Here is a 20,150-nt window from a genome sequence, read left to right as displayed (position 1 = left end):
TTCCCTACTTAGGGGGTAAAATTTCGCCTTTTATTGTTAGCGTTACCATATTGGTAGATGCGTTGGAGTATACGTAGATTAACTTTGTAAATGCTCCAATAATCTGAGAATTATAGGTAACCTTAATCTTTCCTGTCTTTCCTGGAAGGATTGGTTCTCTAGGCCATTCTGGAGTTGTGCATCCGCAAGATGCCGAAACGCTCGTGAGTATTAGGGGAACCTTGCTGGTGTTCTTAAACTCAAACGAGTAGGTTGTATTTGCTTTATACTCTTGCTTCTCGAAGTTGTGCTCAATCGTTTTAAACTCGATGGTGGGAACCTGTGGTGCTTGAGCGTATGCAACAGGAGCAAGAGTGCATAAAACTAGCACTATAGCTGCTATAAAACCTTTCATTTCTTGTGCGATTTTGTTGATTAACTAGAAGCAAAGGTATACTTTATACGCATTCAATATCTACAAAAGCAAAATTTTTATCTATGGGTTTCTTTTCTAATGCTTATGTCTGATATTTTAAGGCTAACTTCGAGATGGATTATGGGGAGAATCTGGTCCTCTAGGATGCATGTTTCGATATTTTGTTGCACCTTTACACGTTAGTACCAAGATGATTTTTGTTTTAGGGCTAATAGAAGGCAGCAACAGGCATTATTTTTTAATAGGAATTCGAAAAAAATAATAAATTTGCGCCTTACATGTACAGGAGTGTAATCAAAGGAGATAATTAATAAATTTTCAACCAATGCAGAATAGAGGCGCGATATCTTTTATCGCAATTGTATTAGCCATTGCCTGCTTGTACCAGCTATCGTTCACCTTTGTGGCGAATAGAGTGGAGAAGAAGGCAGAGGAATACGCGAAGGGAGATCAACAAAAGATGTCCAACTATCTTGATTCTATGAAGAATCAGCCAGCGTATCCATTTAACCTATACACTTATCAGGAGTGTAAGGATAGAGAAATAAACCTTGGTCTTGACCTTAAGGGAGGGATGAATGTTACGCTTGAGGTTTCGGTTGCTGAAATCTTAAAGAGCTTATCCAACCACAGTGTTGACACATCGTTTAACAAGGCCCTTGATCTTGCAACTCAGATGCAGGCATCAAGCAAGGATGATTTCATTACTCTATTCAGCAAGGCTTATGCTCAAGTAGCCCCCAACGGTAAGCTAAGCAAGGTTTTTGGTACCTACGGACTTAAGGAGCAAATAACACCAGAGTCAACCAACGAACAGGTTATCTCGGTGCTTCGTAAGCAGACCGATGGAGCTATTGCAAACTCGTTTAACGTTCTACGTAATCGTATCGACCGTTTCGGTGTTGTTCAGCCAAACATTCAGCGATTGGGCAATACGGGGCGTATTCTTGTAGAACTTCCAGGGGTTAAAGATCCATCGCGCGTACGTAAGCTTCTTCAAGGAACCGCAAATCTTCAATTCTTCGAAACCTATGAGCTGTCGCAGCTGGTACAGCCACTTGTTGCTGCCAATGCAAAGGTTGCTGAACTTGCAAAAGGTGGTGTAGTAGCTGTGGATACGGTTAAAAAGGACGATTCTACAAAAGTAGCCGCTGCGGAACCTGCTGCTAAGCCAAGCACGCTTAAAAAAGAGTTAGGAAAGGGCAAAGAGGGTACTTCTGTAAAATCGGAGCAGTCGTTGTTTTCTGTCCTAGTTCCTTACATTAGCGATCAAGGCGTTATGCCTGGTTCTATAGTAGGAAGTGCACGTATTTCGGATACAGCTAAGGTTAATAGATTCCTTGCAATGCCAGCCGTTAAGGCTCTATTCCCTCGCGATTTAGCTTTGATGTGGAGCGTTAAGCCAATTGTAACTGGGCCAAATAAGGTTGAAACCGACAGAATTGAACTTTACGCCATAAAGATTACAGGGCGCGATGGTAAAGCACCTCTAGATGGTTCTGTAATTGTTGATGCTTCGAAGCAGTTCGACGAGAAGCAAGGCTCTGTAGAAGTATCTATGCGCATGAATGCAGAAGGTGCTAAAACTTGGGCCCGCTTAACTGGCGATAATGTAGGAAAGCAAATTGCTATCGTGCTTGATGGCCTGGTGTACTCTGCACCTAGAGTAAACCAAGCTATTGAGGGAGGTAGCTCTTCAATCTCTGGTAACTTTACAACTCAAGAGGCAGACGACTTAGCCAACGTGCTTAACTCTGGTAAACTTCCTGCTTCTGCAAAGATTGTTCAGGAAGAAGTTGTAGGACCATCTCTTGGACAGGAATCGATCAATGCAGGTTTAAGCTCGTTTGTTATTGCATTTGTGCTTGTTCTTGTTTACATGTGGATGTTCTACAATAAGGCAGGTATGGTGGCCAATATTGCTCTTGTTGGAAACGTATTCCTGATTTTTGGAGTATTAGCCTCATTCAAGGCAGTGCTTACACTTCCTGGTATTGCAGGTATTGTGCTTACCATGGGTATGGCCGTGGATGCAAACGTTATTATCTACGAGCGTATCAAGGAAGAGTTAAAAGCAGGAAAAGGTCTTGGGCTTGCACTTGCTGATGGTTACAAGCATGCGTTAACCGCAATTATAGACGGTCAGCTAACTACGCTTATTACGGCACTTGTTCTGTTCGTTTTTGGTTCTGGCCCTGTACAAGGTTTTGCAACTACCCTTATTATCGGTATCCTGACCTCGTTGTTTACCGCAATCTTTATATCTCGTATCATCTTTACTAAGATGCTCGATAAGAATAGAAAGATTACGTTCTTCCATCACTGGTCAGAAAACTTCCTTGCAAAGGCTAACTTTAACTTTATTGGATTTAGAAAGTATGCCTACATTTTCTCCATTTCGGTTATTACCATTGGAGCAATCTCTTGGGTGGTAAAAGGCTTCAGCTATGGTGTAGATTTTACTGGAGGTAGAACTTATACTGTTCGCTTTGATCAACCAGTGAAGACCAACGAAGTGCGTAGCGCTCTTGATAAGGAGTTCGGCGAAAGTTCTGAAGTTAAGCAGTTCGGTCCAGCATCTCAGGTGAAGATTACAACAAAGTATCTGATAAAGAGCAATGCTCCTACCGTAGATAGCATCATCAATACGAAGATCTATAAAGCAGTAAATGGGTTTAACAAGGTTCCTGTATCATATGGAGATTTTGTAACAACTACCCGAACCCCTATAGGTATACTTTCTTCTGCCGTTGTAGGTCCAACTGTGGCTGATGATATCAAAATTGGCGCTGTTATTTCTGTTATTCTTTCGTTGATTGCAATCTTCATTTATATTGCAATTCGATTCAAGAAGTGGCAGTGGGGACTTGGAGGTATGGTGTCTCTTTTCCACGATACAATGTTCGTTTTGGCATTCTACTCGTTATTCTCGAACATCATGCCATTTACCATGGACGTTGACATGACGTTTATTGCAGCGTTGCTTACCATTATTGGTTATTCGATCAACGACACCGTAATTATCTTCGACCGTATCCGCGAGTACCGTCGTGATCATCCAAAGCGCGATCTTAAGGTTAATATCAACTTGGCAATTAATAGTACACTTGCGCGTACTGTTAATACCGCAGGTTCTACGTTGATAGTTCTTATTGCCATCTTTATTTTTGGTGGCGATGTTATCCGTGGGTTTGCCTTTGCTCTTATAGTTGGTATATTAATCGGAACATTCTCATCTGTATTTGTTGCAACACCTGTTGCTTACGATATGATTAACGATGGTGATGAGCAGAAAAATATAGGAGAGTAACACTTCTTCTTTTTTGAATGGAAAGGGCTACCCCAATGGGTGGCCCTTTTTTGTGCTATAGTCCTTTATTGCAAAAAGAACCGATAGAGGAATGCTATTGACCACTTTTTTACTTCTTATTCTTATCTTCGCAGAGCATGTTACAAAAAGCCAATGATTTCAGTTAAGAATATACGCAAAGTGTTTGGCCAACTTGAGGTGCTTAAGGGTATAAACCTTGACATAGAGTCTAATCAGGTGGTAAGCATAGTTGGAGCTAGTGGTGCTGGGAAAACTACGTTACTACAGATTATGGGTAGCCTTTTGAATCCATCATCAGGAGATGTTCTTATTGATGGAGCAAACATTTGTTTGATGACCGACAAGGAACTTTCTTCGTTCCGTAATGAGAAGATTGGGTTTGTTTTTCAGCAGCACCACCTGCTTCCCGAGTTTACGGCATTCGAAAATGTATGTATTCCTGGGTACATTGCAAGGAAAGATAATCGTGAAGTTGAACAGCAGGCTAAAGAACTGCTTGAACTATTAGGCCTTTCGCATCGACTTTCGCATCGACCTCAAGAACTATCGGGAGGAGAACAACAGCGAGTGGCCATTGCCAGGGCGTTAATAAACAACCCTTCGGTGATTTTTGCAGATGAGCCTTCCGGAAATTTGGACTCGCACAATAAGCAGGAGTTGCATAGCCTCTTTTTTAAGCTGCGCGATCAGTTTGGGCATACCTTCGTGGTGGTAACGCACGATCTAGAGCTTGCCAAGATGTCTGATAGAATTATTACCCTTAACGATGGACAAGTGGTAAATGGATAAGGATTTGTTGTGTGTAAAGCAGCTTCTTGACGAACAGTACAGAAAATACTGCTGCTCATCTTTTATAGATGACGATCCTATTCAAGTTCCACATCTTTTTTCTAGTCAGCAGAACCGTGAGATTGCTGGCTTTTTTGCGGCCACTTTTGCGTGGGGCCAGCGAAAAACGATTATTGCTAAGTCAAAGGAGTTGATTGCTCGTATGGATAGTAATCCTGCTGATTTTGTTATTAATTATTCGGAGTCAGATCTTAGGGTGCTAAAGGGTTTTAGGCATCGAACCTTTAGCGAAAATGATGCAGTAGGTTTTGTGCGTGGATTGGCATCAATTTATCGATACTATAGTAGTATGGATGAGTATTTAGTTTCTCGAGGGGGAACTACACCGCTGGTTGCTCTTCGTTTGCTTAGAAGTCACTTCGAATCTGAGTCTGGTGTTCTTCCAACAACCCTTCGGCATATTGCAAATGTTGATGCAGGATCGGCTGCAAAACGGCTAAACATGTTCTTTCGATGGATGGTTCGATCCGATCAAGAAGGGGTTGACTTTGGTCTGTGGAAATGTATTCAGCCAAAGTATCTGCTAATTCCTCTAGACTTGCATGTGGGGAATGTTTCGCGGGATTTGGGTATTCTAAAGCGTAGACAAAATGATTTAAAAGCAGTTTTAGAGCTAACAGAAGTCCTAAAGCAATTTGACGCTTCAGATCCGGTGAAGTATGACTTTGCGCTGTTTTCATTGGGGGTGAATAGGAACACTGATTGGACTGATTAGGCTGATTTACACTGATTATTTTGTATTTTTACTGTAAATCGTTAGCTAATGGGGACTCAGTATATTAACTCTAAAACAACAGAGATAATAATAAAATCCTACTATGCTGTTTATAATGCATTAGGGTATGGTTTCTTGGAGAAGGTTTACAAAAATGCGTTGTATTATGAGTTGAAATCGCATGGACTAGGGTGCAAGGTTGAACATCCAATTAAGGTTTACTATGATGGATGTATAGTTGGCGAATACTTTGCTGATATTATTGTTGATGACACCATAATTCTAGAGTTAAAGGCTTGCGAATCGCTCAGAGAAGAGCACGAACTGCAGCTCGTAAACTATTTAAAGGCAACGGATATTGAAATAGGGTTGCTGCTGAATTTTGGGAAAAAGCCTGAAGTTAAGCGGAAAATTTTTACGAACGACAGAAAGAATAGCATTATAAATAAGCAGTGAAAATTTGTAGAATCAGTTAAATCAGTGTTCTAATCAATGGCAAATAGTTGGTTTCAGTTTAAGCAGTTTAAAGTAGAGCAGGGTAAAACGGCCATGAAAGTGGGTACCGATGGTGTTCTGCTTGGTGCTTGGGCTAGCGTAGGCGATGCAAAGAATATTTTAGATGTAGGAACCGGAACTGGGCTAATAGCGTTGATGCTTGCACAGCGCAATCAAAATGCCGAAATTACAGCTATCGACATTGATCGCAACGCCGTTGAGCAAGCTGCGGAAAACGCAGAACAGAGTCCCTGGTCTGGACGAATTTCTATATTTGAATCGGACTACAACCATTTCAGGGTAGGCGAGAGTAGCCTATTTGATCTTATCGTATCAAACCCTCCATACTTTAAGCAATCGCTTAAATCTCCTACAAAATCGAGGTCAATTGCTCGTCACGATCATATGCTTTCGCACGATGATCTTATAGACCACTCCATTCGCCTGCTTAAGGACGGTGGACGCTTATGCGTTATTCTGCCTTACGTAGAAGGTAGTGTCTTTATTGCGCTTGCAGCCTCGAAGGGGCTTTTCTGTACTAAAAAAACAAATGTATTTGCCACTCCTAATGCGGAAGTTAAGCGATTGCTTCTCGAATTCTCGAAAATGCAGGTTAAAATGCAGGAGGATAGCTTAGTTATTGAGGAGGGGGGAAGGCATGCCTACTCGAAGGAGTATTTGGTGTTGACGAGGGAGTTTTATTTGTTTGGATAGATTATTTGCAGCAATTTTTACTGATGTTATAGATTTAGTTGGAAAGATAGAGGATCGTCAAGTCTTAGGTTATTTCAATTTTGGATTGTATTAATAAAAGAGGCTGTTCAAAAGAAATTGAACAGCCTCTTAGTTTATTAAAGGTCTAGAAGTTTACTATTAAGGCATATCTTCTGGCCATGCAGTGCGTCTAAATCCTTTTATCAAATAGGTAACAGTACTATTTGTTGTAGCTTTCATCTTAAACGAAATAAAATCACTTTTACCTCCAGATGGAGTGTCAAAACCGTTTAATACAACCTTACCTTCAGTAATCGTTAATTCATTATCTGTCGTAAAGTATGTATTAATCCCCTTCGTAATGCTGAATTCTTTATTGGGTACAGAACAATTTACTTTTCCAAGAACACCAAATGGATTGTTTTTGTTAGATAGTTTAACCCACATTATATTATCAGCATTTGATGCAGTATTATAGGTGTAAAGGGTATAACCTTCACCATCTGGGATTAGGTTGCCTGTGGCAGCATCATGAATGCTTACTACCCATTGTCCACATAGAGGAAACAAAGGTGAATATTCAACTTTTTGATCCTCATAAGTCTCGCAGCTTGTAAGGGCTAAGGCGAAGAGACTTATTAATGCAAATAACTTTAATATCTTCATTAATGAAACTTTTTAACGTTAATAACATAAGATTGCGTAAGAAACCAATAGATTTCCTACCTCTCTTCTTTATTTCTTATGCCACCACATTTTTTGTGCTAAAGGAATAACCTTAGGCGCGTTGGTGTTATAGTCAGAAGAACTCTTAGGAATAATTAGTCTTCGTGGAAGTTCTCCTGCATTAAGTACGCTGTGAGCAGCAGGAACAAGTTGACCAATAACATAGCCGGCATCTGTAGTCTGCTTTGTGCCTAGTTGTGGATATCCAGTTCTATTAATATCAAAGAAAGAATCCCACGCTTGGCATCTTGTAGAGGCTACCCACTTTTGGGTAATGATTGCTTCAACCATTTTTGTATTATCGCTAGGGAATTCATACACACCTCCAGCTTTGGTGAATTCAGAAGCATTGGTGTAACCCCAGCGTAGGAATGCCTCATTTACGGCTTTGTCATAAAACTCTTTGGCTTTTCCGGCATTAGGTATTCTTGCATAGTATTCGGCTATGGTAAAGTATGATTCGGCAACCGATAAGAAATACACAGGATCCGTTGCTGCTAGCATAGCACGCGAAGTTGTATTACTTGGCGTTGTTGCCGTAGGTACACTTGTATTGCCATATGGGAGTCCTTTATAAATTCCCTTGGCCTTCTCAAAGAAGTTGGCAATACGAGGGTCCTTATTAGCAGTAAGGAATGCGATTAATGTGTTTGATGCCTTAATGTTGTTTGTTGTATTCAGTTTTCGTCTATCATTCTCGTAAAGAGGATTTGACTTGTTTTCTTGATCAACAAAGCCATTCATTCGAGCATCAACGGTCACAAAGTCGTTCTCGGCAATAAGTTCAGCAAGGGCATCTTTATTTGCTTCATAGTCGCGCATCAGCACCTTGAATTTTAGCGATTTTGCAAATTGAATCCACTTTTCAAGATCACCTGCATAAACATAATCTTCAGATCCAATAGGAATCTCTTCGTTTGCTGCTAATGCTAAATCTTTTTTTGCAATAGCTTCATCAAGTAACCTGATAATTCCTGCATAAACAGTCTTCCCATCATCATACTTTGGCTGCATGTTATCTGCCCCTTGAAGAATTTCGTTGAAGGGAACGGTTTCGTAAAAATCGGCTAGGATATGGAAGTTGAAGGCCATAAGAATTTTGGCAGGAACATAGTAGTTCCATTGCTTTTCGGCTTCCGATGTCTCAACTATAGATTTTAGATCTTTTAAAGCACCTGCATATGCTGCAGACCAAACTCCGTTGTAGCTGGAATAGGTTAGATCGTAGGTAACCGTTGTGTTGTACTGGTTTGAACTATTGTTTTGTGTGTAATGCTGACACCAGAAACCACCAACCATTTGGAGGTCTGATCCAACCCTGGAAGCTGTCCATGCAATGCTTGAAGGAAGCAGCAACTTAGGAGATGCTTTTCCTGGGTAGTTAGGATCTTTATTTATATCCAAGAAACTTTCGCATGCGGTGAGCATAAAGAAAGCGGATATAAGCATTATAAGGATTGAATTTTTTCTCATCTCGTTTAAATTTTGAATTTATGTGCTAAAAAACGATTTTGATACTTCCCCCGTAATTTCTTGTAGTAGGGGCTGCTGCAAATTCTCCAAGTTCAGAGGTGATGTCATTCCCGTAGTTGGTTGCTTCTGGATCAACAAAGTTGTTGTCCTTAGGTGTCCAGAGGAATAGGTTACGACCTACTACACCAATGCTAACTCCTTTAACATATCCGCTCTTGAAGAACTTTTTAGGTAAAGAGTACGATACAGCAATTTCTCTCAGTTTTAGGTAATCTTTAGGAAGCACAAAGGTTTTTTGTATTGGAGTGTTTTTAGAGTTGTTGTAATAATTATACGTCTCATAATTGGTGATAGGAATGTCATTTTCTACATAAATAGGTTTACCATTAGCATCAACTCCTGCTTGTTTTACAGAATTTGGAATTACAAATGGTTGCCTTTCATTAAATGTAGTCTTGGTTGCATTACCGTTAAAATTCATAATGTGAGAAGTGTAACTCCAGAATTGTCCGCCTTTTCTCCAATCAAATACACCACTAAGGGTTATGCCTTTGTAGGTTAAACGAGTATTGAAACCCATGGTGAAGTCAGGCTGAGAAGTCCCTACGTTGTCCTTTTTTCCTGCGTCAACAAGTGGCCTTCCTGCCGAGTTGACAACAATCTTACCAGCATGCTCTCCTTCGGCAACTCGTAGCTCGGCTGGGGCAAGGAATTGTCCAAGAGGCTGACCTACGATGGCCATAAAGTCGATCTCGTAGCCAGAAGCAATACGGTACCTATCAGTACCAGCCCAAAGTTCCTTTACTTTACTTTTGTTTTTGGCAAAGGTTACTCCAACTTCCCATTCTAAATCAGATGTACGAACAGGTATGATGCGAACGTTTGCTTCTACACCTTGGTTCTCAATTTTCCCGATATTCTGAGTCCTCGATGTGTAACCTGTTTCAGGAGCAACCGTAGCAGAAATGATTTGATCCTTAGTTTGCTTGTTATAATAAGCAACATCAAATGTTAATCTATTCTTAAAGAAGCGTGCATCAATTCCAAACTCTAGTTCAGTGGTGATTTCAGGCTTTAAGCCCATATTTCCTAGGCGGTTGCTTTCTGTTAAACCTAAAACACCAGCGAATGGTAAGTATAAATCTCCAAATCCAACACCAATCTGAGTTGGAAAGTATGCTGAATATGTTCTATAAGCAGGAGCATCATTACCTGTTTGACCATAAGCCGCTCTTACCTTTATAAAGTTAACGTAGTCATTTTGTAATGACTTAAACATATCAGTTAGGATTGCTGAAGTGTTTACCCCCCAGTAGAAGAAGCTGTTTTTATTCTTGGGTAGAGTAGAAGACCAGTCGTTTCTTAGAGAAAGCGTTAAGAACCAGTAATTTCTAAAATCAAAGTTCATTTGACTGAAAGCGCCAATCAATCTTCTTCTAGAAATACCAGAACTGGAAAGCGGCATAACCTCTCCATTCTCTAGACTATACCAATTAGGTTGTACTAGCCCTGATAGCGACGAATTATGGAAAGATGAAGAGCGCTGGTTAAAGTTATAACCTAAAACACCATCAAATCCCAAATCATTCGATAGTTTATAGTTTCCAGATAGCAGACCTGTGAAGTCAATTTGATCCCAAGCATCATTCCTTTCGTTGTAGTAGCCTACTTCGTCTTTTTTTCCACCTTCATAGGCATAGCTACCAACGGTTCTTTTAGCTATAGCATTCCATCTTTGTTGACGTGAATTGGTAAAATCGCCGCCTAATCGAGCTGTAGCTCTAAGCCCTTTTAGAATTTCGTAATTCACTTCGGCTTTTCCATAAATACGATCATCCTGATATTTGTTGCCGTTGTTTTTTACAACCCACCAAGGATTTTCAGCATAAACAGTGTAGTAGTTGTCCGTATTGTTATAAATGTTGTTCAGATCTTTTGTGTCTTGGAAGTCAACATCTACAGCATGCTGCAGCAATTCTGGGAATATAGTAGCACCATTATCTCCCTGACCAGCACTAACATTGTTCATGTCCTTGCGTACGTAGTTAATGGAGTAGTTAATGTCGAAATTGTTGTACTTCGTATTTCCCCTAAACGAGAAGGTATTCCTGCTATACTTGTCGGCATCGGTAGGGATAACTCCATTAGCATAAGAGTTTCCGTACGAAAAAACGAATCCTGTATTCTTAGTTCCACCTTTTACGCTTACAGTGTTGTTGGTTTCAAATCCTGTTTCATAGAAGTTCCTTAGGTTGTCTTCTACATATGAGAATCTTTTCTCACGTCCTGTTGCTTTTGGATCAAATTTGCCATTTGCATCTAGAGGTGCTCCCCAATCATGCATACGTCCGTCCAATTTTGGCCCCCATGAACCATTTTCCATTCTATCCCAATCTGGCCATCCTTGACCAAAAACATTTTGAGTTTGAGGAACTCGGAGCACATCGCTAGCCATAAACGAACCGTTATACTCAACAGTAATTCGCTCGTCTTGTTGTGATCTTTTGGTGGTAATCATAATTACACCATTAGCAGCTCTAGAGCCATAAAGTGCGGTTGCTGACGCTCCTTTTAAAACAGTCAACGACTCAACATCATCAGGGTTAATGTCTCCTGCTTGGTTTCCGAAGTCTACAGCATCAGAGCTGCCGTCGCTTCCCGAAAAGTTGTTCTGGATTGGAACACCATCTACAACATACAATGGTTGATTCTCAGAGAAGGAAGAGTATCCGCGAACAATTACTTTTTGAGATGTTCCGGTTTGACCTGACGAGGATACGTTTACCCCTGCAACTTTACCTGCAATACCCGACATTACCGAAGCAGAACGACCCGCTAGTAAATCTTCGCTTTTTACAGTTGAAGCTGCATAGCCTAACGTTTTCTCCGATTTTTTCATGCCCATTGCAGTTACCACAACTTCGTCGATCTTTTGGGTTTCTGGGATCAATGAAACATTAATCTCCCCACCTTTAATGGCTACCTCTTGGGTTTGAAAGCCAACAAAGCGGAATACTAAGGTTTTTGCATTTGCTGGGAGGTTTTTAAGGGTAAACTGTCCATCAATACTGGTTGACGTACCAATGGTGGAAGCCTCCTTCACGAAAACACTAACACCAGGAATTGGCTGCTTGTCCTCAGCGGACAACACCTTTCCTGAAACTTGCTTTCCCTGTCCTAATGCCGTACCGGCGCCAAAGACAAGCAGCGTTACGAGTAACGTTAAAAATCGCCTCATAATAGTTTGTTTAGCAGTTTGTAATTTGTTTGTTTGTAGTTGTCTATTACGCCTCTTGATCTAAAAGGTATTTTTGACATTTGCAAAGCTATAACAAAATTTGACATATCCAAGAAGAGGACGGGAAATTGTAGAAAAACATATTGGACAATATTCTTCTCGTAATTTGTGTGGGTGTGTGATGAAAATGGATGCAACGGTTTGTTATACGGCTATTTTTTTTGTGATGCCCCTTTTAAACGGAGAGGGGTGGGTGAAATAATTCTGTTTGTGACGAGTTTTTTGTTATATAAAATTAATATCATACATGTAGATATAAGTAATAAAATGTTAAATATGCGGTTGCCTTAAGTTGGGGGATTGATGCTTATATTTCTTTTTATTTATAGCTGAACCTAAGTTGAGGGAACGGTTTTGTAAGTGAATATGCATGTATGAGCTAAAAAATAAAGGAGTAAATAGAGGGAATTCTGATTCCTATTTTAGGAGTAAATAGGAACCGGCAACAATATGATATTTGGAAATTGACATAGAGGATAAGAAAAGGACAGAAGCTTATATTCCTGTCCTTTTCTTACATAATGCGCTTTAGCGTGCAAGTACTGTTATGGCATCGCTATAAACGAGCTTGCCTTTTGGTCCCATATAGGCGCATCGGCATAAATACTCAACCCCATGCTTAAAGCCGGTTACCTCCTTCTTACTTGATGTGAGCGAACCTGTGCCCATGTCGATAAATAGGAAGGTGCTGTAGCGATAGGGGTAAATAGAAATTTCGAGCAACGACTGTTTTGAGGGGCTTGTGTTTAAAATTGGGAATCGCACATCAGGGCTCGGTATCCCATGATCGATTAGGAGTTTCCTTAGTTTTACGGAAGAATAATAGCGAAAAATGGATGAGTAAATGTAAAATTGTGCGGTGTTTCTAGGCCTAATGCTAATATTTTTTCAACCAAAAAGGGCTATTCTATATTAAGAATAGCCCCTCTTTTAATTATTGGATGAGAATCTTGATTTACTTGTTTGGCATTGTTAGTCTTTCAGTAAAGCCACTCCATAAGGTTGCAAGTTTACCGTTATATATAACTCTACCTAACATGTCGAATTCTAGCGTATTCCCATTCCTAACCATAGATTTTGCTTGGAAATAAACCATACCATAAGTAGCATGCTTGTAACCCATTGGTTGAGCAGCCCATGATAATAGTGTTTGGTTATCGTCACTTAAAACAAAAATTAAAGGATAACCAGCATAAAAACAATCAGGCAGGCGATAGATATTTCCTTCCTTTGCCTTTTCGATTGGCTGATCCCAAGAATCTTCAAATAGCTCAGATTCGTATTTTCCAATGCCGTAGGTTTCCCAAGTTAGCTTGCGCTGCACAGAAATCTTTATTTCTTTTACACCTGATACAGAAACCTTCGCTGGATCTGAAATTGAAACTGTTGCTTGATATTTATCCGTTGCTCCAAGATTGTTTATATTCCCGAAGGATATCTCGGCATATGCAACTGTTTCCCCGTTGCGGAACGTTACTGTTGGTGTCGTTAAAGTGAGGATGTTGGCATTGTTTGATAAGGTAAGGTCAACAGTCAGTTCTCCCGTTTTCTCTCCACGGTATACTGGAACTTTGACTATTCCATTATCTTGAGCTGTTACTTCGTTATTCATTTGTGTTGAAGCAAACGAAGCCGTATTGCGATTTCCTCCGTAAATAACACCTTCTGCATCGGTATTACAGGATGTAAATCCAAACAAAACAATGGATAATACCGATAAAAAACTTAATATGTTCGTTTTCATAACTTTTTATCTTTTAAGTAGCAAGCTATTGCACAATCGGATTTTGATCTTCATCTGTAATATTTTCATTACCATCGATCTCTGATTGAGGTAATGGAAATATAAACAATGGCGATGCGGCTGATGTATTCTTGGTCGTTACTTTTTCAGTGTGATTAGAGTTTGCATAAGAGCGGTTATAGCCTAAAGCTAACCTCTGCAAATCGAATATGCGACCAGCCTCTCCCCATAGCTCTAAACGGCGTTGGAATAAAATCTCATCCATCAAAGTTATGAGTGGTGCATTTGTGTTAGTGTTGTACTCCTTGCTATCTGTTCTATCTGCTAAGCGAGTGTCAAAATTGCTATCACGTTTGCTACCCAGCATTTTGATCGTAGTACGAGCTTCTGCGTATTTTTCTAGATGGCATTCTGCTTCTGCTTTGATCAAAATCATCTCTTCTGCGCGCATCAAAAGGTAATCTCCGGTACGTGTTACAGGATCTGCCATCTTAAATTTAAGCTGGCAATAGCTGATGTTTGAACCATCTCCTTCAACAGAAAGTTTTCCTCTAAACCAAGCAGCCTTACGTAAATCTGTATTTGGGATTAAATCGTACAAGCCAGAACTGATACATTGACGAGCTTTTGAACCATACGAACCTGTAACATCAGCATCCATATGAGAAAAGAATGATGCAGTTCCTGCTGTTTGATCCTTAGTAATCTCAACTCCCCAAAGAACTCCAGGAGCTTTTACGCTATTGTTACCGCCTAACTCGCTAACTGTAGCGACCTTTAGTCCTGGTCGGGTAAGCGCTTCTGCGGCAGCGTCCATTGCCTCTTTGTAGCGATGCTGAACCAGATTTACACGGGCTTTTATGCCATTGGCAACGTAGTAGTCGACATGTGAAGCATGCGTTTGCACTTTGTTTGTTACACCACCTAGAAGTGTAATTGCTTTATCTAAATCCTGATTGATTAAGTCGTAAACTTGTTGTACGGTTCCTCTTGGTTTCCCAACAGTACCAGCAACGGTAGGTTCAGTGTAAAGTGGAATACCTGGGGCATTTTCGTGTCCTATATAGGTTTGCTGGAATAGCTGGATAAGGTTGCTATACGCAAATGCACGTAATGCATAGGCTTGTCCAATGATACTTTGCTTAAGATCTGGATTGCCACCCATGGTTGCTTCAGATGCAATAATATAGTTAGTATTACAAACTATAGTATAGTAAAAATTCCAAACAGAATAAGATCTTCCGCTTTTATGAGAATAGTCACCATGTACATTTAGACGGTAATCTTCGTAGAACCATCCAGAACCTTGACCTTGCATCAGATGGTCTTCGCCCATCAAGTCTGCCATTAGGTTAATCGCTGTTTGTCCACAGTTTTCAGAAGCCCAATTCGTGCTCCATCCCGCAACAAAAAGTGCACGATAAATACCGTTAATAGCTGTTTCGGCACTAGTTGCATCCTTAAACATAGTTGATCCGGCAACTCTATCGGTTGGCTCGGTATTGAGCTCATCGGTACAACCGTTTAACCCTAACAACCCAAATAGGGCAATTATGTATAGAATCTTTTTCATTTTTCAATTTTTTAAGTTTGGTTAGAATCTAATGTCAACACCAAATGTGATATTTCTTGTTGGCACATACCCAAAATTAGTACCTCCGGTAAAGTTATACTGAGGGTTCATCCCTTTTAGATGGGTAAACATAACCACATTGTCGGCAGCAGCACTAAAACGAATTGCTTCAATTCCTGCAGCTTTAATCCATCTTGATGGTAGGGTATATCCTAGGGTGATGTTTTTAAATGCAAAGTAGGATGCATTTATTAGATCGTTGTTTGTGTTAACGTGGGTCAAGCCTATTTCTATACGAGGTATATCTGTTACGTCTCCAGGCTGTTTCCATGCGCGTTCGAGATTCTTGCTTCTTGCTTGGCCAATGTAGTTGCTATATAGCAGCGTATTGTAAACTCCGTCAAGAATTTTTCCACCAATTGAGTATGTGCAAAGAATGCTTAGGTCAAAGTTTTTATAGCTAAACTCATTCGCTACAGAACCATAGAAATCAGGTATACGGCTGCCTTGGATTTCTTTACAAGCAGTTGCTTTTGTTGGATTGTCGGAAATATACTTTTCTCCTCGTACACCGTTTGCATCAGTATCCCATACCCAGTAAAGTTGCTTTCCAGTTGCAGGATCAACACCTGCTGCACTTGGGGTATAGTATGAATTTAGGGTTTCTCCTTCACGGATAATATAGCTTCCTGTAATAATTTCAGGTTTATCTGCTAGTTGAAGCACCTTATTCTTTATTGTTGATCCAATTAGCGTTGTTTTCCATGAGAATTGATCGTTTCTGATCAGATCAATTCCGATAGTTACATCTAGCCCCCTGTTACGCATTGTTCCAACATTCTTACGGTATCCATCAAAGCCCAATGATGAAGCCATTGGAAAGTCCATTAGCATATCCTTGGTTTCTCTTTGATACCATTCAATAGTAGCGGATACTCTATTCATCAATCTGAAGTCCAATCCAATGTTGAGGTTAGAGTTCTTTTCCCATTTAAGATTCTTGTTTTCCAAAGAGCTGATTAGAGCACCACTCATTGATGCATTTGGATATCCTAGGTTGTAGAATGATTGCCAAGCGTATAGTGTATTCACATTATCATTTCCTTGAACTCCATAGCTTGCTTTTAACGCCATGTTGTCTAGCCAAGTGAAGCTTTTCATGAATGATTCCTGCGAAATTCTCCAGTTACCTCCCACGGACCAGAACTTTCCCCAACGGTTATCTTCGTGGAAACGAGACGAACCATCAGTACGGAAGCTCGCTGATAGGTAGTACTTATCAGCATAGTCGTAACCAACTCGAGAAAGAACAGATTCAATTGCGTAGTTGTTTTGATAGCTTCCAGCATCAGTAATAGAGGTGGCTGCATCTAATTCGTAAAGTCCTCCAAATGGGAATCCTGTTTTAGATGCGTTCAGGTAGTCATACTGGTACTTGTAAAACTCATGTCCAACTAAAGCGTCAAAATGATGTTTCCCAATATTACGATCGTACTTTAAAATTTGGTTGAAGGTGTAGCTAAAGGTTCTTCCATTGGCTTTAGCAAGCGATCCCTTAACTGAAACTGAGTTACCATTATATGGGTTATAGTAGGTCGCAGAAGAGGAATTTACAAGGTCGAAACCGTAGCTTACAGAAAGTGTAAGGCCTTTTAGTGGACCATCCTTAAGATTGCCAATGTCTGTAAACATACGACCACTTAAGTTATCGCTTTTAGAGCTATACATATCATCGTATAGTGTCGCAATTGTATTCCAGTTTGCACTTGCACCTGCAGGACGATTTGCCCCATAATCAAAGATAGGTTTTCCTAAATCATCATACAATGTTACTCCATTAGCATCTTTCTTGTAAACAGGGAAAATTGGAGCCATTAGTTGGTTTGTATACCAAACATTCGAGTATCCTGATGAGTTTTCAACTGCAGTATTGCTTTCATTACGAGAATAACTAGCGCTCATACCTGCTTTCATCCATTTTGTTACATCCGAATCAATATTCAATCTGCCATTATAGCGATTGAATTCGGTTGTTTTTAGCAATCCTTGCTCTGTTAAGTAGCCTAACGAAAACATGTATCTAGTTTTGTCATCACCTCCAGAAAAGGACGTAACATACTCTTGACGTAATGGATTTTTCTCCATTGCTTCATCCAGCCAATCTTCGCTGTATCGAAGTTTAGCATCAGATCTAACCTTTCCGGTTGAAGGGTCTATTAGATCTGTAATGGTGTAGTTGTAAGGATTATACTCTTCGTTTTTCCCAAAAATGGCAGTGGATCCATTCTTCATTTTTTCTAGCGCTACTATAGCGGCAGTTTGAGGAGATAATCCATTTGAAATAATCTCACTATTCTTATAAGATTGGAAGACGGTTTCAACATAACCAGCTTCGTTCATCGTTTCATAACGAGGAATTGATCGAGAGGCAACTCCCCAGTTGGCCTTGAAGTTAACCTTCATTTTTCCGGTTTTACCCTTCTTGGTTGCAATCATGATAACACCATTGGCACCACGAGCTCCATAAAGAGCACCAGATGCTGCATCTTTTAGAATCGTCATTGATTCAATGTCATTTGGATTGATCGATGAGATGCTTCCATCGTAAGGTACTCCGTCAACAACGTATAGCGGTGCCTGAGATGAATTGATAGAACCATAGCCACGAACCACAATAGAAGATCCTGAACCAGGTTGTCCTGATCCTGATGTGGCTTGAACACCTGCTACAATACCATCAAGAGCCTTAGTTACATTCGCAATAGGCCTTGTGCTTAATTTCTCAGATTTTACAGACTCTGCTGAACCTGTAAATGAAGCCTTTTTAGTAGTTCCGTAGGCAATCACCATCACCTCTTCAATCTGTTTGGCTTCAGGGGTTAACTTTGCATTAACCGTTGCTGAAATTGGCATTTCAAGCGTTTGGTAGCCAACGAATCTGAAGACAATTGTTTTGGCTTTCGCAGGAATGTTTTTTAGAATAAAGTTACCGCTGGCATCGGTTGTTGTTCCAATCGTAGATGCCTCCTTGATAAAGACACTTGCTCCAATTATTGGTTGGTTGTCGTCAGCACCAACCACCTTACCAGAGACTTGCTTTACTTGTCCTAGCGCCGAACCAACGCCGAAGACAACCATCGTTACGAGTAACGTTAGAAATCGCCTCATAATAGTTTTTTTAGCAGTTTGTAATTATTTTGTAGTTATCGCTTACACCTTTGACATAGAAAGGTGGTTTTGATATTTGCAAAAATATAACATAATTTGACATTACCAAAGATGTGTTAGGAAATTACATAAATAGTGTGGAATGACTTTTTGCAGATTGTTTATATTTCTATATGAATAAAAGTGGTTAATAGGTTTTTAAGGCGGTTTTTTACAGAACTCTTTCAAAATAAATGGGGGGAGACGATAAACGATCTTGTTTGCATCCGGTGGCTTATTATATAATTTTATGTCTTTTGTGTTGTTGCAAATAGTAAAATATCAAACGGTCAATCGGTTTAAATTTAAATAGGTGCTTATTATGGTTGCTTGAAATAGGATTAGATTTTGAAGCTAATCCGATGTTGTTTAATCTTTAATGATCTAGCCTTTGTCTAACATAAGTACGGCAGAAGCTTATGCTTCTGCCGTACTCTAATATAGTAATGTAGATCTAACGAGCTAGTACTGTTATGGCATCGCTATAAACGAGCTTGCCTTTTGGTCCCATATAGGCGCATCGGCATAGATAGTCAACGCCATGCTTAAATCCGGTAATTTCCTTCTTACTCGATGTTGAGCTAACCTGTGCCCATGCCGATAAATCGGAAGGTGCTGTAGCTATAGGCGTAAATAGGAATACGTAAACCCTTGCATCAGCATGCGACTTTACCGAGAAGATAAGCGAACCTTCGTTTATGCCATACTCCACCTTAAAGTTGCTGGGCTTAGGAGGCTCTTTCCCTTTTTCGGTTTCCTTTACTAAGTTAAAGCCTGTAGTAGCAAGTTTTTCCCTATCGCCTTTGGCCATTACGCAAAGCTCTATGGCCATTTCGTTCAGCTCGGTTACTAGGGTTGCCTTTGCCTCATTTTTCATTAGAACATCGGCTTTGGTACCATCAATACTAGCAATTTGCTTCGTTTCGTAATCATCCTTACAAGTTTTAAGCCTTGCAAGACGTTCAGAGGTAATTGTAAATAGGCTGTTCCCGGTTAGTTGAAGGATAACATTTCCGGTAAATGGGCCAATTTCTCCATCCTTAAGGTAGGCGTGGGAAGTCACTAATTCGATTATCGCCATATCTTACTATGCGTTAAAGGTTAATAATATGGTTTGTTAATAGTACGAACAAGCGCTATTGCTGATGGTTCAAAAATGGATTAAAAAGGTTTGACAGTAAGCGTAATATGTATCAATTCTAAATAATAGGATTGGTTAGAGAGTAAAAAAGCTATATACATAAACGATATGCTTAACTAAAAGAGTAGGATTCTGCTGAAATGATTTTTTATGGCAGCAAAGCTTGTCGTTCTGCAGGGTATTGGAATCAGTAGGCTGAGTAACCGAGCGTATTCGTCGAATCAGATGCTGTTAGCCGTGCGATTCCGATATAAAATGCCCCATTTTCTATAGTAAATAGTTTATTTCCTATCAAGGATGGTATATTTTCTATAAGAAATGGATCATTTCCGATACGAAATGCTCCATTTTCTATTGGAAATAGATCATTTTCGATCAAGGATGGTTCATTTTTAATAAGAAATGAACCATTTCATATTAAAAGTGGCATAGTTTTAATAAAAAGGAAGCCCAATCGTATCGGTTTCTT

At 40.0% G+C, this 20,150-nt stretch carries 14 protein-coding genes; 5 read left to right on the top strand and 9 right to left on the bottom strand.

Annotated elements, in window-relative coordinates; genetic code table 11:
• Positions 1–4: 4 nt before the first annotated feature.
• Positions 5–394, bottom strand: a complete 390-nt coding sequence (locus CLV25_RS06455) for a DUF1573 domain-containing protein (protein WP_131838811.1) — start codon at positions 392–394, stop codon at positions 5–7.
• Between the two features lie 346 nt (positions 395–740).
• On the opposite strand from CLV25_RS06455, the gene secDF reads away from it, so the two are divergent.
• The 5 genes from secDF (at position 741) to CLV25_RS06430 (ending at position 6,519) form a co-directional block, all read left to right on the top strand.
• Positions 741–3,725, top strand: a complete 2,985-nt coding sequence (gene secDF, locus CLV25_RS06450) for a protein translocase subunit SecDF (protein WP_131838810.1) — start codon at positions 741–743, stop codon at positions 3,723–3,725.
• A 153-nt stretch (positions 3,726–3,878) separates the two neighbouring features.
• Positions 3,879–4,535: an ABC transporter ATP-binding protein gene (locus CLV25_RS06445; RefSeq protein ID WP_131838809.1), complete on the top strand. Its 657-nt coding sequence runs from the start codon at positions 3,879–3,881 to the stop codon at positions 4,533–4,535.
• Positions 4,528–5,310 carry a TIGR02757 family protein gene (locus CLV25_RS06440; RefSeq protein ID WP_131838808.1) on the top strand — a complete coding sequence of 261 codons (783 nt, stop codon included), beginning with the start codon at positions 4,528–4,530 and terminating at the stop codon, positions 5,308–5,310. The genes CLV25_RS06445 and CLV25_RS06440 overlap by 8 nt, the downstream gene beginning before the upstream one ends.
• Positions 5,311–5,358: 48 nt before the next feature.
• The gene (locus tag CLV25_RS06435) at positions 5,359–5,766 is read left to right on the top strand and encodes a GxxExxY protein (RefSeq protein WP_131838807.1); all 408 of its coding nucleotides are present in this window, start codon (positions 5,359–5,361) and stop codon (positions 5,764–5,766) included.
• 36 nt (positions 5,767–5,802) lie between these two features.
• The gene (locus tag CLV25_RS06430) at positions 5,803–6,519 is read left to right on the top strand and encodes a tRNA1(Val) (adenine(37)-N6)-methyltransferase (RefSeq protein WP_131838806.1); all 717 of its coding nucleotides are present in this window, start codon (positions 5,803–5,805) and stop codon (positions 6,517–6,519) included.
• A 159-nt stretch (positions 6,520–6,678) separates the two neighbouring features.
• Here CLV25_RS06430 and CLV25_RS06425 read toward each other — a convergent pair whose 3' ends face one another.
• The 8 genes from CLV25_RS06425 to CLV25_RS06390 form a co-directional block, all read right to left on the bottom strand.
• Positions 6,679–7,185 (bottom strand): lipid-binding protein, encoded by a 507-nt coding sequence (locus CLV25_RS06425; RefSeq protein WP_131838805.1) that lies wholly within the window; start codon positions 7,183–7,185, stop codon positions 6,679–6,681.
• Between the two features lie 69 nt (positions 7,186–7,254).
• Positions 7,255–8,718 (bottom strand): SusD/RagB family nutrient-binding outer membrane lipoprotein, encoded by a 1,464-nt coding sequence (locus CLV25_RS06420; protein WP_131838804.1) that lies wholly within the window; start codon positions 8,716–8,718, stop codon positions 7,255–7,257.
• Positions 8,719–8,743: 25 nt separating this feature from the next.
• Positions 8,744–11,956, bottom strand: a complete 3,213-nt coding sequence (locus tag CLV25_RS06415) for a SusC/RagA family TonB-linked outer membrane protein (protein ID WP_131838803.1) — start codon at positions 11,954–11,956, stop codon at positions 8,744–8,746.
• A gap of 588 nt (positions 11,957–12,544) precedes the next feature.
• Positions 12,545–12,739: a hypothetical protein gene (locus CLV25_RS06410; protein WP_131838802.1), complete on the bottom strand. Its 195-nt coding sequence runs from the start codon at positions 12,737–12,739 to the stop codon at positions 12,545–12,547.
• A gap of 232 nt (positions 12,740–12,971) precedes the next feature.
• The gene (locus tag CLV25_RS06405; RefSeq protein WP_131838801.1) at positions 12,972–13,760 is read right to left on the bottom strand and encodes a hypothetical protein; all 789 of its coding nucleotides are present in this window, start codon (positions 13,758–13,760) and stop codon (positions 12,972–12,974) included.
• A gap of 25 nt (positions 13,761–13,785) precedes the next feature.
• A complete protein-coding gene (locus tag CLV25_RS06400; protein WP_131838800.1) occupies positions 13,786–15,333 on the bottom strand; it encodes a RagB/SusD family nutrient uptake outer membrane protein in 1,548 nt (515 codons plus the stop codon).
• A 21-nt stretch (positions 15,334–15,354) separates the two neighbouring features.
• Positions 15,355–18,501, bottom strand: coding sequence for a SusC/RagA family TonB-linked outer membrane protein (locus CLV25_RS06395; protein ID WP_131838799.1), 3,147 nt, complete (start codon positions 18,499–18,501; stop codon positions 15,355–15,357).
• A 493-nt stretch (positions 18,502–18,994) separates the two neighbouring features.
• Positions 18,995–19,621 (bottom strand): hypothetical protein, encoded by a 627-nt coding sequence (locus CLV25_RS06390; protein WP_131838798.1) that lies wholly within the window; start codon positions 19,619–19,621, stop codon positions 18,995–18,997.
• Positions 19,622–20,150 lie beyond the last annotated feature (529 nt).

This window comes from Acetobacteroides hydrogenigenes (genome assembly GCF_004340205.1).
GTDB classification, from domain to species: domain Bacteria; phylum Bacteroidota; class Bacteroidia; order Bacteroidales; family ZOR0009; genus Acetobacteroides; species Acetobacteroides hydrogenigenes.
Note: the sequence above shows the minus strand (reverse complement) of the source record. Positions and strands in the feature narration are given on the sequence as shown.

What these genes read in the sequence shown, in the direction of transcription:
- CLV25_RS06455 (WP_131838811.1), bottom strand. Translation starts at nt 394, where the DNA reads ATGAAAGGTTTTATAGCAGCTATAGTGCTAGTTTTATGCACTCTTGCT.
- secDF (WP_131838810.1), top strand. Translation starts at nt 741, where the DNA reads ATGCAGAATAGAGGCGCGATATCTTTTATCGCAATTGTATTAGCCATT.
- CLV25_RS06445 (WP_131838809.1), top strand. Translation starts at nt 3,879, where the DNA reads ATGATTTCAGTTAAGAATATACGCAAAGTGTTTGGCCAACTTGAGGTG.
- CLV25_RS06440 (WP_131838808.1), top strand. Translation starts at nt 4,528, where the DNA reads ATGGATAAGGATTTGTTGTGTGTAAAGCAGCTTCTTGACGAACAGTAC.
- CLV25_RS06435 (WP_131838807.1), top strand. Translation starts at nt 5,359, where the DNA reads ATGGGGACTCAGTATATTAACTCTAAAACAACAGAGATAATAATAAAA.
- CLV25_RS06430 (WP_131838806.1), top strand. Translation starts at nt 5,803, where the DNA reads ATGGCAAATAGTTGGTTTCAGTTTAAGCAGTTTAAAGTAGAGCAGGGT.
- CLV25_RS06425 (WP_131838805.1), bottom strand. Translation starts at nt 7,185, where the DNA reads ATGAAGATATTAAAGTTATTTGCATTAATAAGTCTCTTCGCCTTAGCC.
- CLV25_RS06420 (WP_131838804.1), bottom strand. Translation starts at nt 8,718, where the DNA reads ATGAGAAAAAATTCAATCCTTATAATGCTTATATCCGCTTTCTTTATG.
- CLV25_RS06415 (WP_131838803.1), bottom strand. Translation starts at nt 11,956, where the DNA reads ATGAGGCGATTTTTAACGTTACTCGTAACGCTGCTTGTCTTTGGCGCC.
- CLV25_RS06405 (WP_131838801.1), bottom strand. Translation starts at nt 13,760, where the DNA reads ATGAAAACGAACATATTAAGTTTTTTATCGGTATTATCCATTGTTTTG.
- CLV25_RS06400 (WP_131838800.1), bottom strand. Translation starts at nt 15,333, where the DNA reads ATGAAAAAGATTCTATACATAATTGCCCTATTTGGGTTGTTAGGGTTA.
- CLV25_RS06395 (WP_131838799.1), bottom strand. Translation starts at nt 18,501, where the DNA reads ATGAGGCGATTTCTAACGTTACTCGTAACGATGGTTGTCTTCGGCGTT.
- CLV25_RS06390 (WP_131838798.1), bottom strand. Translation starts at nt 19,621, where the DNA reads ATGGCGATAATCGAATTAGTGACTTCCCACGCCTACCTTAAGGATGGA.